Annotated in this window: 11 protein-coding genes; 9 read left to right on the top strand and 2 right to left on the bottom strand. The window is 70.3% G+C overall.

Features of this window, described 5'->3' with window-relative positions; all coding sequences use genetic code 11:
* Nucleotides 1–84 precede the first annotated feature (84 nt).
* The 7 genes from ACIREI_RS18960 to ACIREI_RS18930 all read left to right on the top strand — a co-directional run bounded on the left by ACIREI_RS18960 (nucleotide 85) and on the right by ACIREI_RS18930 (nucleotide 9,022).
* Nucleotides 85–927: a nitrilase-related carbon-nitrogen hydrolase gene (locus ACIREI_RS18960; RefSeq protein ID WP_403334044.1), complete on the top strand. Its 843-nt coding sequence runs from the start codon at nucleotides 85–87 to the stop codon at nucleotides 925–927.
* On the top strand, nucleotides 924–2,207 hold the full coding sequence (locus ACIREI_RS18955) for an aspartate aminotransferase family protein (protein ID WP_403334042.1): 1,284 nt from the start codon (nucleotides 924–926) through the stop codon (nucleotides 2,205–2,207). Before ACIREI_RS18960 ends, ACIREI_RS18955 begins: the two co-directional genes overlap by 4 nt.
* A gap of 23 nt (nucleotides 2,208–2,230) precedes the next feature.
* Nucleotides 2,231–3,802 (top strand): PucR family transcriptional regulator, encoded by a 1,572-nt coding sequence (locus ACIREI_RS18950; RefSeq protein WP_403334040.1) that lies wholly within the window; start codon nucleotides 2,231–2,233, stop codon nucleotides 3,800–3,802.
* Nucleotides 3,803–3,957: 155 nt separating this feature from the next.
* Nucleotides 3,958–4,800, top strand: a complete 843-nt coding sequence (locus tag ACIREI_RS18945) for a nitrilase-related carbon-nitrogen hydrolase (protein ID WP_403334038.1) — start codon at nucleotides 3,958–3,960, stop codon at nucleotides 4,798–4,800.
* Nucleotides 4,801–4,831: 31 nt separating this feature from the next.
* Nucleotides 4,832–6,235, top strand: coding sequence for a dihydropyrimidinase (gene hydA / locus ACIREI_RS18940; RefSeq protein ID WP_403334036.1), 1,404 nt, complete (start codon nucleotides 4,832–4,834; stop codon nucleotides 6,233–6,235).
* A gap of 11 nt (nucleotides 6,236–6,246) precedes the next feature.
* Nucleotides 6,247–7,269, top strand: a complete 1,023-nt coding sequence (locus tag ACIREI_RS18935; RefSeq protein ID WP_403334034.1) for a TIGR03842 family LLM class F420-dependent oxidoreductase — start codon at nucleotides 6,247–6,249, stop codon at nucleotides 7,267–7,269.
* Nucleotides 7,270–7,474: 205 nt separating this feature from the next.
* Complete coding sequence (locus tag ACIREI_RS18930) at nucleotides 7,475–9,022, top strand: NCS1 family nucleobase:cation symporter-1 (RefSeq protein ID WP_403334032.1); 1,548 nt, start codon at nucleotides 7,475–7,477, stop codon at nucleotides 9,020–9,022.
* Between the two features lie 30 nt (nucleotides 9,023–9,052).
* On the opposite strand, the gene ACIREI_RS18925 is transcribed toward ACIREI_RS18930, so the two are convergent.
* A complete protein-coding gene (locus ACIREI_RS18925) occupies nucleotides 9,053–9,715 on the bottom strand; it encodes a hypothetical protein (RefSeq protein WP_403334030.1) in 663 nt (220 codons plus the stop codon).
* A 150-nt stretch (nucleotides 9,716–9,865) separates the two neighbouring features.
* Nucleotides 9,866–10,873: a carboxymuconolactone decarboxylase family protein gene (locus tag ACIREI_RS18920; RefSeq protein WP_403334028.1), complete on the bottom strand. Its 1,008-nt coding sequence runs from the start codon at nucleotides 10,871–10,873 to the stop codon at nucleotides 9,866–9,868.
* 167 nt (nucleotides 10,874–11,040) lie between these two features.
* Here ACIREI_RS18920 and ACIREI_RS18915 point away from each other — a divergent pair, with 167 nt between their 5' ends.
* Both ACIREI_RS18915 and ACIREI_RS18910 read left to right on the top strand, forming a co-directional pair.
* Nucleotides 11,041–12,144 (top strand): sensor histidine kinase, encoded by a 1,104-nt coding sequence (locus tag ACIREI_RS18915; protein ID WP_403334026.1) that lies wholly within the window; start codon nucleotides 11,041–11,043, stop codon nucleotides 12,142–12,144.
* The gene (locus ACIREI_RS18910; protein WP_403334024.1) at nucleotides 12,141–12,815 is read left to right on the top strand and encodes a response regulator; all 675 of its coding nucleotides are present in this window, start codon (nucleotides 12,141–12,143) and stop codon (nucleotides 12,813–12,815) included. The genes ACIREI_RS18915 and ACIREI_RS18910 overlap by 4 nt, the downstream gene beginning before the upstream one ends.
* Nucleotides 12,816–13,310: the final 495 nt, after the last annotated feature.

Here is a 13,310-nt window from a genome sequence, read left to right as displayed (position 1 = left end):
GGCTGTTCCAGGGGCTTACTTTCAAGCCTCTACGGCCACCTCTACGGGCGTAGAGGCTCTGACGTCCCGTCGAAGGAGCAGCTCATGGCCAACGTCGTACGTGCCGCTCTGGTCCAGGCCACCTGGACCGGCGACACCGAGTCCATGGTGGCGAAACACGAGGAGCACGCCCGCGAGGCGGCCCGCCAGGGCGCCAGGATCATCGGGTTCCAGGAAGTCTTCAACGCTCCCTACTTCTGTCAGGTCCAGGAACCCGAGCACTACCGCTGGGCCGAGCCGGTACCCGACGGGCCGACCGTGCGCCGTATGCAGGAGCTCGCCCGCGAGACGGGCATGGTGGTCGTCGTGCCCGTCTTCGAGGTCGAGCAGTCCGGCTTCTACTACAACACCGCGGCCGTGATCGACGCCGACGGCACCTTCCTCGGCAAGTACCGCAAGCACCACATCCCGCAGGTCAAGGGCTTCTGGGAGAAGTACTACTTCAAGCCCGGCAACATCGGCTGGCCCGTCTTCGACACGGCCGTCGGCAAGGTCGGCGTCTACATCTGCTACGACCGCCACTTCCCGGAGGGCTGGCGCCAACTCGGGCTCAACGGCGCCCAGTTGGTCTACAACCCGTCGGCCACCTCGCGGGGCCTGTCCGCCTACCTGTGGCAGCTGGAGCAGCCCGCGGCGGCCGTCGCCAACGAGTACTTCGTCGCCGCGATCAACCGCGTCGGGCAGGAGCCGTACGGGGACAACGACTTCTACGGGACGTCGTACTTCGTCGACCCGCGCGGGCAGTTCGTCGGTGAGGTCGCCAGTGACAAGGGCGAGGAACTCGTCGTCCGGGACCTGGACTTCGACCTCATCGAAGAGGTGCGGCAGCAGTGGGCCTTCTATCGTGACCGCCGACCCGACGCCTACGAAGGACTGGTGCAGCCGTGACCAAGGACCTGCTGGGACGCCACCGTGCCGTCATGCCGGACTGGCTCGCCCTCTACTACGAGGACCCGCTGGAGATCACCCACGGCGAGGGCCGGTACGTGTGGGACTCCGAGGGCAACCGGTACCTCGACTTCTTCGGCGGCATCCTGACGACGATGACCGCGCACGCGCTCCCCGAGGTGACGAAGGCGGTGAGTGAACAGGCGGGGCGGATCATCCACTCCTCGACCCTGTACCTCAACCGTCCCATGGTCGAACTCGCCGAGCGCGTCGCCCACTTGAGCGGCATCCCGGACGCCCGCGTCTTCTTCACCACCTCCGGCACCGAGGCCAACGACACCGCCCTGCTGCTCGCCACGACCCACCGGCAGAGCAACACGATCCTCGCGATGCGCAACAGCTACCACGGCCGCTCCTTCAGCGCGGTCGGCATCACCGGCAACCGCGGCTGGTCGCCGACCTCGCTGTCGCCGCTGCAGACGCTGTACGTCCACGGCGGGGTGCGCACGCGTGGGCCGTACGCGCACCTGAGCGACGACGACTTCATCGCGGCCTGCGTCGACGACCTGGTGGACGTCCTCGGCCACACCCGCCCGCCCGCGGCCCTCATCGCCGAGCCCATCCAGGGCGTCGGTGGCTTCACCTCGGGGCCTGACGGGTTGTACGCCGCGTTCCGCGAGGTGCTCGCCGAGCGCGGCATCCTGTGGATCGCCGACGAGGTGCAGACCGGCTGGGGCCGCACCGGCGACCACTTCTGGGGCTGGCAGGCACACGGGCAGAACGGCCCGCCGGACATCCTCACCTTCGCCAAGGGCATCGGCAACGGCATGTCCATCGGCGGCGTCGTCGCCCGCGCCGAGATCATGAACTGCCTGGACGCCAACAGCATCTCCACCTTCGGCGGCACCCAGATCACCATGGCGGCCGGCCTCGCCAACCTCAACTACCTGCTGGAACACGACCTCCAGGGCAACGCCCGGCGCGTCGGCGGACTGCTCGTCGAGCGGCTCAGGGCCGTCGCGGCGCAGGTGCCGCACGTACGGGAGGTGCGGGGCCGGGGCCTGATGCTGGGCATCGAGATCACCAGGCCCGGCACGGACGAGGCCGACCCGAACGCGGCGTCGGCCGTGCTGGAAGCGGCCCGCGAGGGCGGCCTCCTCATCGGCAAGGGCGGCGGCCACAACACCACTTCGCTGCGCGTCGCCCCGCCCCTGTCCCTCACCGTCGCGGAGGCCGAGGAAGGCGCCGAGATCCTGGAGAGCGCTCTGAGGAGCATCTGAACCGCCCGAGCAAGGGAACCACCATGACGACCACCACCTCGGAGACCTGGGAGCGCCTCGAACCGGTCCTGTCCGTCCGGCAGGTCCTCACCCTGGAGCGGGTGCTGGCCGGGGAGCCCGAGGTGGTGGCCGGTGCCGGTCAGCTCGACCGCCCGGTGCGCTGGGTGCACGTCGCCGAGGCGCCGGACGTCGGGGTGATGCTCAGCGGCGGCGAGATGGTGCTGACGACCGGGGTGCTGCTCGCCGGGGACGACGACAAGCAGGCCGAGTACATCCGCTCCCTGCACCGGGCGGAGGCCGCGGCCGTCGTACTGGGCCTGGGCCGGGCGTTTCCCGCCCCGCCGGACGTGATGCGCCGGGCGGCCGAGCGGTGCGGGCTGCCCATGGTCGTCCTGCACCGGCCCTTCCCGTTCGCCGAGCTGACCGAAGAGGTGCAGTCCCGGCTCGTGCGGCGGAAGTTCGCCGCCGTCAGCCTCTCGGAGGCCGTACGGACCGCGCTCACCGGACTCATCACCGCCGGCGCCCCGCTCCAGCGGCTCCTCGACGAGGTCGCCGCGCACAGCGCCTGCCCCGTCGTCGTCACGAACCTCGCCCACCGCGTCCTCGCCACGGCGGGGGAGCGCTCCGCGGTGGACGACGTGCTGCGCGACTGGGAGCGCATCGCCCGTCAGGCCGGCGGCAGCCAGGGCGACGGCTGGATCCGCGCCGAACTGGGCGGGCGGGGGGAGCGGTGGGGCCAGATCGTGCTGTGCGGGCACCGCGGCGACACCGCCACCGGACGGCTCCTCGCCGAACGCGCCGCCGAGGCCCTCGTCCTGCACCGCATGCTGGGCGGCAACTCCGCGCACACCTGGGAGGAGCAGTCCGCGCAGAGCCTGCTGACCGACCTCGTCAGCAGGGTCGTACCGGCACGTCAGCTGCTGCCACGCGCGCGTGCCGCCGGGCTGCCGGTCAACCGGCGCACCTTCGTGCCGCTGGTCGTACGGGACGTCGAGCCCGCCCAACTCGACCGGGTACTGCGGATGCTGGGGCTGCCGGGGCTGGTCGCCGAGCTGGCCGACGGTGTCGTCGCGGTCCTGCTGAGTCTCGCCCGGGACCAGGACGCCTCGGTGCTGACGGCGAACTTCGCGGCGCGGCTGCGCTCGGAGGCGGAACGGACCGTCGTCGCCGCGGCCGATCCCCGTACCGCCTGGGACGACCTGCCGGCGGGCCTGCGTGAGGCGCAGCACGTCGCGGACGCGGTGGCGGACTCCTCGGCCGCCCTCGACCTGCCGGCCGTCGTACGCCTCAAGGACGTCCATCTGCGCGGTCTGGTACGGCTGTTGCGGGACGATCCGCACGTCCAGTCGTTCGCGGAGCGGGAGCTGGACGGGCTGCTGTGCGGGTCCGGCGACGACCTGCTCGCCGTGCTGCGGACGTATCTCGCCACCGGCCGCAACAAATCGCGCACGGCCCAGCTCCACCACGTCTCCCGGCCCGCCCTGTACCGGCGCCTGGAGGCGATACAGACCCGGCTCGGCGTGGACCTCGACGACTTCGAGCAGGCCGCCTCGGTGCACATCGCGCTCCTCGCGCATGATGCGCAACAGGGGTGAAACATGCGACGACCTGGGAAAACGGCGGTGAAACATGGGTCCACGACAGGGTGACACCGTGGCACGCCGCACGCCCGCAGACGTGACACCGTGCAACTCAAAGCCCGCTCGTCGACTTCCTAGCCTTCTCGCACACCGAGCGACCGGAGGTCCCGATGAGCAGAGTGATCCGTGCCGCCCTCTTCCAGACCGCCTGGACCGGCGACAAGGAATCGATGATCCAGGTACACGAGCAGGCGGCCCGCGACGCGGCCGCGCAGGGTGCTCAGGTCCTGTGCTTCCAGGAGCTGTTCTACGGGCCGTACTTCTGCCAGGTCCAGGACAAGGCGTTCTACGAGTACGCCGAGGCGATCCCGGACGGGCCGATCGTCAAGCGGTTCCAGGCGCTCGCCAAGGAGCTGGGCATCGTCCTGATCCTGCCGATGTACGAGGAGGAGCAGCCCGGCGTCCTCTACAACACGGCCGCGGTGATCGACGCGGACGGCTCGTACCTCGGCAAGTACCGCAAGCACCACATCCCCCAAGTGCCGGGATTCTGGGAGAAGTTCTACTTCCGCCCCGGCAACCTGGGCTGGCCCGTCTTCGACACCAAGGTCGGGAAGATCGGCGTCTACATCTGCTACGACCGCCACTTCCCGGAGGGCTGGCGGGCGCTGGGGCTCGCGGGCGCGGAGATCGTCTTCAACCCGTCGGCCACCTCGCGCGGGCTGTCCGCCTACCTCTGGCAGCTGGAGCAGCCGGCAGCCGCGGTCGCCAACGAGTACTTCGTCGGTGCGATCAACCGGGTCGGTGTCGAAGAGCTGGGCGACAACGACTTCTACGGGACGACCTACTTCGTCGACCCGGAGGCCCAGTTCGTGGGCGAGGTGGCGAGCGACAAGGAGACCGAACTGGTCGTCCGCGACCTGGACATGGCCAAGCTGCGCGAGGTCCGCGACCGCTGGCAGTTCTACCGCGACCGCCGTCCCGACGCGTACCCCCCGCTGACCGCACCCTGACCGAATCATCCACCCTGGCAGGAGAGGGATCATGAGCAGCCGTACCGTCATCCGCGGTGGTCTCGTCATCACCGCGTCCGACGAGATCCACGCCGACGTGCTGATCGAGGACGGCCGCATCGCGGCCCTCGCCGCCTCCGGCACGCCGGCAGCCGAATCGTTCACTGCCGACCGGGTCATCGACGCCACCGGGAAGTACGTCATCCCCGGTGGCGTCGACGCCCACACCCACATGGAGCTGCCGTTCGGCGGCACCTTCGCCTCCGACACCTTCGAGACCGGCACCCGGGCCGCCGCCTGGGGCGGTACCACCACGATCATCGACTTCGCGGTGCAGAGCGTGGGCCATTCGCTGCGCGAGGGCCTGGACGCCTGGCACGCCAAGGCCGAGGGCAACTGCGCGATCGACTACGGCTTCCACATGATCGTCTCCGATGTGAACCAGGAGACGCTCAAGGAGATGGACCTGCTGGTCGAGGAGGGCGTGACCAGTTTCAAGCAGTTCATGGCCTACCCGGGGGTCTTCTACTCCGACGACGGCCAGATCCTGCGCGCCATGCAGCGCTCCGCCGAGAACGGCGGCCTGATCATGATGCACGCCGAGAACGGCATCGCCATCGACGTGCTGGTCGAGCAGGCGCTGGCGCGGGGGGAGACCGACCCGCGCTACCACGGGGAAGTGCGCAAGGCCCTGTTGGAGGCCGAGGCCACCCACCGCGCCATCAAGCTGGCCCAGGTGGCCGGGGCGCCCCTGTACGTCGTCCACGTCTCGGCGATGGAGGCAGTCGCCGAGCTGGCCAGGGCGCGCGACGAGGGGCTGAACGTCTTCGGCGAAACGTGCCCGCAGTACCTGTTCCTGTCGACCGACAACCTCGCCGAGCCCGACTTCGAGGGCTCCAAGTACGTGTGCAGCACGCCCCTTCGCCCGAAGGAGCACCAGGCCAAGCTGTGGCAGGGGCTGCGGACGAACGACCTGCAGGTCGTCTCCACCGACCACTGCCCCTTCTGCTTCGTCGGCCAGAAGGAGCTGGGGCGCGGGGACTTCTCGAAGATCCCCAACGGCCTCCCCGGCGTCGAGAACCGGATGGACCTGCTCCACCAGGCCGTCGTCGACGGCCACATCTCGCGCCGCCGCTGGATCGAGATCGCCTGCGCGACCCCGGCCCGGATGTTCGGCATGTACCCGAAGAAGGGCACGATCGCGCCGGGCGCCGACGCCGACATCGTCATCTACGACCCGCAGGCCGAGCAGGTCATGTCCGCCGTCACGCACCACATGAACGTCGACTACTCGGCGTACGAGGGCAAGCGCACCACCGGCCGGGTCGAGACGGTCCTCTCGCGCGGCGAACTCGTCATCACCGAGCGGGAGTACACCGGGCACGCCGGGCACGGCGTCTACACCCCCCGCTCCACCTGTCAGTACCTCAACTAGGAGCGGAGCCCATGGACTTCGGACTCGTCCTGCAGACCGACCCGCCGGCCTCGCGGGTCGTCAGCCTGATGAAGCGCGCCGAGCGCAGCGGCTTCACCTACGGCTGGACCTTCGACTCCGCCGTGCTGTGGCAGGAGCCGTTCGTGATCTACAGCCAGATCCTCGCGAACACGGAGAAGCTGAAGGTCGGCACGATGGTGACCAACCCGGGCACCCGTACCTGGGAGGTCACCGCCTCCACCTTCGCCACCCTCAACGACATGTTCGGCAACCGCACGGTCTGCGGCATCGGCCGCGGCGACTCGGCGATGCGCGTCGCGGGCCGCAAGCCCAACACCCTCGCACGCATCAGCGACGCCATGAAGGTCATCCGGGCGCTGGGCCGCGGCGACGAGGCCGACCTCGGCGGCGGCACGGTCGTCAGGTTCCCGTGGATCAAACCGGGCGCCGAACTCCCCGTGTGGATGGCGGCGTACGGCCCCAAGGCCCTGAAGATGACCGGTGAGGAGGCCGACGGGTTCATCCTGCAGCTCGCCGACCTCTATCTGACCGAGTACATGGTCAAGGCGGTGAAGGACGCGGCGATCGCGGCCGGCCGCGACCCCGACGACGTCAAGATCTGCGTCGCCGCTCCCGCCTACGTCACCGAGGACGACTCGCCCGAGGCACTCGCCCACGCGCGCGAACAGTGCCGTTGGTTCGGCGGGATGGTCGGCAACCACGTCGCCGACCTGGTCGCCAAGTACGGGGAGCACTCCGCCGCCGTACCCGACGAACTCACCGACTACATCAAGGCGCGTGAGGGGTACGACTACTCCCACCACGGGCGCGCCGACAACCCGGACACCCAGTTCGTGCCCGACGAGATCGTCGACCGGTTCTGTCTCATCGGACCGGTGGAGAAGCACATCGAGAAGCTGAACGCGCTGCGTGAGCTGGGGGTCGACCAGTTCGCCGTCTACGACATGCACGACGCGCAGGAAGCCGTCATCGACGCGTACGGCTCCCAGGTCATCCCCGCCGTCAACTCCTGACGGGCGCCTTCGAGTTCGTACGCACCCGGCACCACCGCTCCATCCGACCCCCCACCTTGACTCCCTCCCCGCGGTCCCGGCCTCCCCGCCACCGCCCCGGGGAGGGAGGCGGGGCCGGGGAGGGACAGGCACGCCCCTCCCCGGCCCCGCCCAAGGCCCCCGCACGGCCTCTCCATCCCGTCCCGCATTGTCGATTGGCCTGCCCATGACCGAAACAGTCCCCACGGGGTCACCGATATCCCAGTCCGCCGACGCCGGCGGCCGCATCGAACTCGCCCCCGAGGCATTCCCCGCCGACAGCCCCTTCGCCAACGAGGATCTGCGTCCCGTCCCCGTCGCCGAGCGCAAGTGGACGACGTACAACTTCGCGGCCCTGTGGATCTCCATGGCCCACTGCATCCCGAGCTGGACCCTGGCCTCCGGCCTGGTCGCGCTCGGCATGGACTGGAAGCAGGCCGTCTTCACCATCGCCCTGGCCAACGTCATCGTGCTGCTGCCGATGCTGGCCACCGGGCATGCAGGGCCCAAGTACGGCATACCGTTCCCGGTGCTGGCGCGCGCCTCCTTCGGGCTGCGCGGTGCCAACGTCCCGGCGCTGATCCGGGCGGCCGTGGCCTGCGGCTGGTTCGGCATCCAGACCTGGATCGGCGGCAGCGGCATCTTCGCCCTGGGCTCCAAGCTCACCGGCGGCGGGTGGGAGAACGCGAGCAAGATCGCGGGCAACCCCTGGCCGCTGTGGCTCTGTTTCCTCCTCTTCTGGGCCGCGCAGATCGCCATCATCTACCGCGGCATGGACTTCCTGCGGCACTTCGAGAACTGGGCCGCGCCCTTCGTGATCGTCGGTGCCTTCGTGCTGCTGATCTGGATCGCGGTCAAGGCGGACGGCTTCGGCGCGCTGCTCGACCAGCCCTCGAAGCTGGGCTGGGGGCCCGACTTCTGGCCGGTCTTCTTCCCGTCCCTCATGGGAATGATAGGTTTTTGGGCCACTTTGTCCCTCAATATTCCTGACTTCACCCGCTTCGGAGCGAGCCAGAAGGCGCAGACCTGGGGCCAGTCCCTGGGGCTGCCGACGACCATGACGCTCTTCGCCGTCCTCGCCGTGCTGGTCACCTCCGGCTCCGAGGTGGTCTACGGCGAGGCGATCTGGGACCCGGTCACCCTCGCCGCCAAGACGGACAGCGCCTTCGGCCTGCTCTTCGCCCTCATCGTCGTCCTGGTCGCCACGATCTCCGTGAACATCGCGGCGAACGTCGTCTCCCCGGCGTACGACCTGGCGAACCTGGCGCCGAAGCTCATCAACTTCCGTACGGGCGCGCTGATCACCGGCGTCATCGGTGTGCTGATCTTCCCGTGGAAGCTGATCTCCACCCCGGAGTTCTACATCTTCACCTGGCTCGGCGTGGTCGGCGGCCTGCTCGGCACGGTCGCGGGCATCCTGATCGCCGACTACTGGATCGTCCGCCGCACGGTCCTGCACCTCGCTGACCTGTACACGCCCGGCGGACGCTACTGGTACTCGTCCGGCTGGAACTGGCGCGCCATCGTCGCCTTCCTGGTCGGCGGCGTGCTCGCGGTCGGCGGCTCGTACTCGGGCGTCGGCGCCGACGGCGCGAAGACCGGGCCGTTCCCGGTGGACGGGCTGATCCCGTTCCTCAAGCCGCTCGCCGACTACGGCTGGGCGGTGGGCCTGGGTGCCTCGCTGGTGCTGTACGTGGTGCTGATGGCCGGACACAGGGAACGCGTGGAGGCCTGAACCCGCCGTGGAAGGAGATCTGGAGGACGGTCAGCTCTTCTGGCCGTCCTCCAGCGCGGCCACCGCCTCCTTGGCCGCCTTGATGGCGCCCTTGTTGATCTCGTCCGTGCTGGGCGCCGTCTTCGACTCGAAGTCGCTTCCGCTGTAGGTGACGGAGACCAGCGCGTTGGACGCGCGGACCATCACCACGCCCTCCCGGGTCTGCTGCTTGTCCTCGGTGGTGAGGTTCACGACGGAGTACCCCGAGTCGCCGATGCCGGGGACGGCGCCGCCGCCGCTCTTGTTCCCGACGCGCTCCTCGTAGGACTTCTCCGCCGCGTCGTCCGAGGCCGTGATCTCGAAGGACACGTCCAGCCACCGGTAGTCGTAGCCCTTGAGCGCGTTCCACGAGCAGGTGCGGCGCAGCTTCGAGTCCGTCGACGGGATCTCCTTGCCGGCCGACTTGGCGCCCGGCACGAGCGACTTGACCGTTTTCGTGCTCAGGCTGTCGCACGGCGCGGGAGCGGAGGAGTACGTCTTCGACACCGCCGCCGTCGCGGGGGCCGAGGGTGAAGCGTCGCCGCTCTTCTGCGTCGCCGGCGCGTCGGCGGCCTGTGTCGCGGGTCCGGACGACAGTGCCCAGCCGGCCACGGCGAGCACGACGACGGGCGACAGACGCGCGGTGAGAGCGAGCGGCAAGGGAAGAGAACGCACGGCGCACTTTTCGTGGGGGACGGTGCGGAGGGAGTCCGCACTGCGGACGGGACGCCAGTGTCACATGACTCCCTGTGGGGCGGAAGTGCCAACTCGCTCCGTGCTGACGCTGTTACGGGACGGTCGTAATTACGTGGAGCTCTGGGTGAGTTACATAGGCTGCCTGGTGATTTGGGTGGAAAGTGAGCTTTCGATGCGGTCCACGGCCACGAAAGCGCCGTACGCGATGAGATGCACCAGACAGTGGTCGGTGTGCTCCGGCCGGCGCCAGGCCGCCACGTCCTCGTCGGTGATGCGGTACGGCGCGAGAGCGGCCAGCAGGGCCAGGCGCGCCGCCGGCCGCTCCCGGCGGTCCGGGAACCCGGCCAGGGTGAGCGGCGGATGGGTTCCGTCCCAGTCCTGGAGGGTCTGCTCCACGATGTGATGGTCGTCGGTGTCGAGCAGTCCGGCGCCCCGCATGGCCGCCCTGAGCAGCGCCGCGTACGCGAGGCCGACGGGTGTGCCGCCTGCCCATGCGGGCGCCTCGCCGGGATCGACGTGCTCGAGCAGCGCGAGGGAGGTGCCGGGCCGGGCGGGGCGGCGCACGGTCCTGGCGAGCGTACGGCCCGCGAGGCTGCGCACCGCCCGGAAGCGCTGGGCGCCCGCGGGGAGCAGGTTCTCGGTCAGCAGGGCCGACGCGATCCGGTTGATGAAGTGGAAGGTGAGCGCGGTGCCGAGATAGGCGGGGGCGTGCTCGCGCGGGAAGGGGTACGGCTCCAGGGCGGCGCCGGGCACGCGCGTGTGCCGCCCCCAGGCGAGCAGGCGCGCGTGCTCCTCGTTCTGCGGTCGCTCCCCGCGGGCCAGCCGTTCGGCGAGCGCGTGGTCGCCGGTGGCGTGCAGGAGCACGGTGTGCGCGTCCACGCAGAACGGGCACTTGTTGGCGAGCGACACCCCGAGGGCCACGAGTTCCTTGCCGGTCCGGCTGCCGGTCCCGGCGATGAGCGACTCGCGCATCAATGCCCAGGTGGGGGCGAGGAGTTCGGGTGCGCAGGACAGCACCGCGAAGGTGACGGGCTCGGCGATGCCGAAGTCCAGGGCGATCTGGGCGTACACCTCGGCGACGGTGCCGGTGGCCGACTTCGCCGGGAGGGGTTCGGTGTATCGGAAGGGTGTGGGCATGGGCAACAGCGTGCGCCGCAGGGGCGGTCCGGGTCGTCGTACCGCCGAAGGCAGTCGGTGCTGCGACGGCGGGGCGGGCAGGTGCCCCGCCCTACTACGCCGGGAGTAGTCGCAGAGCCGTCCACAGGGCTGACGTCGCTGTCGGTGGGGCCGTCTACTGTGCGTGCATGAGCGGGTACCGGATCACACGCGAGCGGCTCGCCGACATGACGGCCGCCGTCGTGGTCGGTGTGATCACCGTGTTCGCCGCCGTGGCGGACGACCGCGCGGGGCTCGTGGACTGCGCGCTGATCGGGGCCGGTTCGCTGGCCCTGGCCGCGCATCGCACCGCTCCTCGCGTGGTTCTCGCCGTCGCCACCGGCTGTCTGCTCGCCGAGGTCGTCCACACAGGGCCCGCCGCCGGTCTGGCCATACCCGTGGTGGGGGCGGCGCACACGGCGTCGCGGACCGGACACCGGGGCACGGCCGCGGCGGCCGCCGCCGTCTTCCTCGGCGGATACGTGGCGGCGGGCTCGGCGAGTTCGGACGTCACGCGGGAGGCGCTGCTGCTCGCCGGCTGGTTCCTGTGCGCGGTGGTGACGGGCCTGGCCGACCGTAACTGGCAGGCGTATCTGCGCCAGACCGAGCAGCGCGCCCTGGAGGCCGAACGCACCCGCGAGGAGGCGGCGTTGCGCCGAGCGGGCGAGGAGCGGCTGCGCATAGCAAGGGAGTTGCACGACTCCCTCACCCACAGCATCTCGATCGTCAAGCTCCAGGCGGGAGTCGCCGTGCACCTGGCCCGCAAGCGCGGCGAGGAGGTGCCGCCCGCGCTGCTCGCCATCCAGGAGGCGAGCGGGGAGGCGATGCGCGAGCTGCGCGCCACGCTGGAGGTGCTGCGCACGGACGAGCCCACCGGTACACCCGCGCTGCTCGTGGAGCGGGCGCGGGCGGCTGGCCTCGCTGTCGAGTTGACGGTGACGGGACAGGAGCGGCCGCTCGCGGCGACGGTCGACCGGGCGATGTACCGCATCGTCCAGGAAGCCTTGACGAACGCGGCGCGGCACGCGGGTCCGGCGAAAGTGGCAGTGCAACTCATCTATGGCAAGGGGGAGTTGACGATATGCGTCGAGGACGACGGCTCCGCCGACGCGACCAGACCTCCCATCCCCGGCATCGGTCTGACCGGCATGCGTGAACGGGTCACGGCCCTCGGCGGCACCCTGGACGCCGCCCCGCGCGCGGAGGGCGGGTTCGCCGTGCGGGTATGGCTGCCGCTGGGGGAGGCGGCATGACGGACCACGTCATCAGGGTGGCGCTCGTCGACGACCAGGCGCTGATGCGGGCGGGCTTCCGGGCCCTGCTGGACGCCGAGGACGGCATCGAGGTGGTCGGCGAGGCGGCGGACGGGGAGCGGGGCCTGGAGCTGATCCGCGCCCAGGTCCCCGACATCGCGCTGATCGACGTACAGATGCCGGTGATGACGGGCATCGAGGCGACGCGCAGGATCGCCGCGGATCCGGCACTGGCGGCGGTCCGCGTGGTGATCCTGACGAACTACGGCCACGACGAGTACGTCTTCGAGGCCCTGCGGGCCGGCGCGAGCGGCTTCCTCCTGAAGGACACCGAACCGGCCGACCTGCTCCAGGCGATCGAGGTGGTGGCACGGGGCGAGGCCCTGCTGTCCCCGTCGGTCACCCGCACCCTGATCGGCGAGTTCGTCTCCCGCCCACCCGACCGGGCCACCGCCCCCGGCCTGGAGTGCCTGACTCGCCGCGAACGCGAGGTGACGGCGTTGGCGGCGCGGGGTCTGACCAACGAGGAGATCGCCGAGCACATGGTCATCAGCCCGTTCACCGCGAAGACGCACGTCAGCAGGGCGATGACGAAGCTGGGGGCGCGGGACCGGGCGCAGTTGGTGGTGTTCGCGTACGAGTCGGGGCTGGTGACGGCCCGCGGGGCATGACCCGTTGCGCCATGGTGCAGATCCCGGGCCGGCTCTACTGCCTGCCCGAACGGGCCGGCTGAGTAAGGGTGTTGACCGAGGCGCACCGGGCGGCCCGGCCGGGCGGGCTGGTGGCCGCGGCCGGTTGAGTGGACGCACGGCCCCCTGACGGTGAGGTGGAGCGTGGCGAGATCGCCGTTCGGCCGTCACGGACGATGCAGGCCTGGAGGTGGGGTCAGGGTCGGCGCGGCGTTGGCCGAGTTTCTCGACTCCCGGGCAAGTGTGTCGGGCAACAGCGGTCGGGCGTAGGCGAATTGATGCAGGTCCTATGGACTTCGTGGCCGCCGGGGGCAGCGGCCTGCTGTATGTCCTGACGGCAGCGACCGTCGTCGCGGCCGCCGCCCGATTCGCCGCGCAACCGCCACGAGTCTGATTTCTCGCCGCGCTGTGCCGCGCCGCCGGATGCCCCTCTCTCCTCTGCGCTCCTCAGGATCTTCACAGGGAAGGCACAGTCTG

Origin of the sequence: Streptomyces sp. NPDC093591 (assembly GCF_044764885.1) — a bacterium.
Lineage (GTDB): Bacteria > Actinomycetota > Actinomycetes > Streptomycetales > Streptomycetaceae > Streptomyces.
Note: the sequence above shows the minus strand (reverse complement) of the source record. Positions and strands in the feature narration are given on the sequence as shown.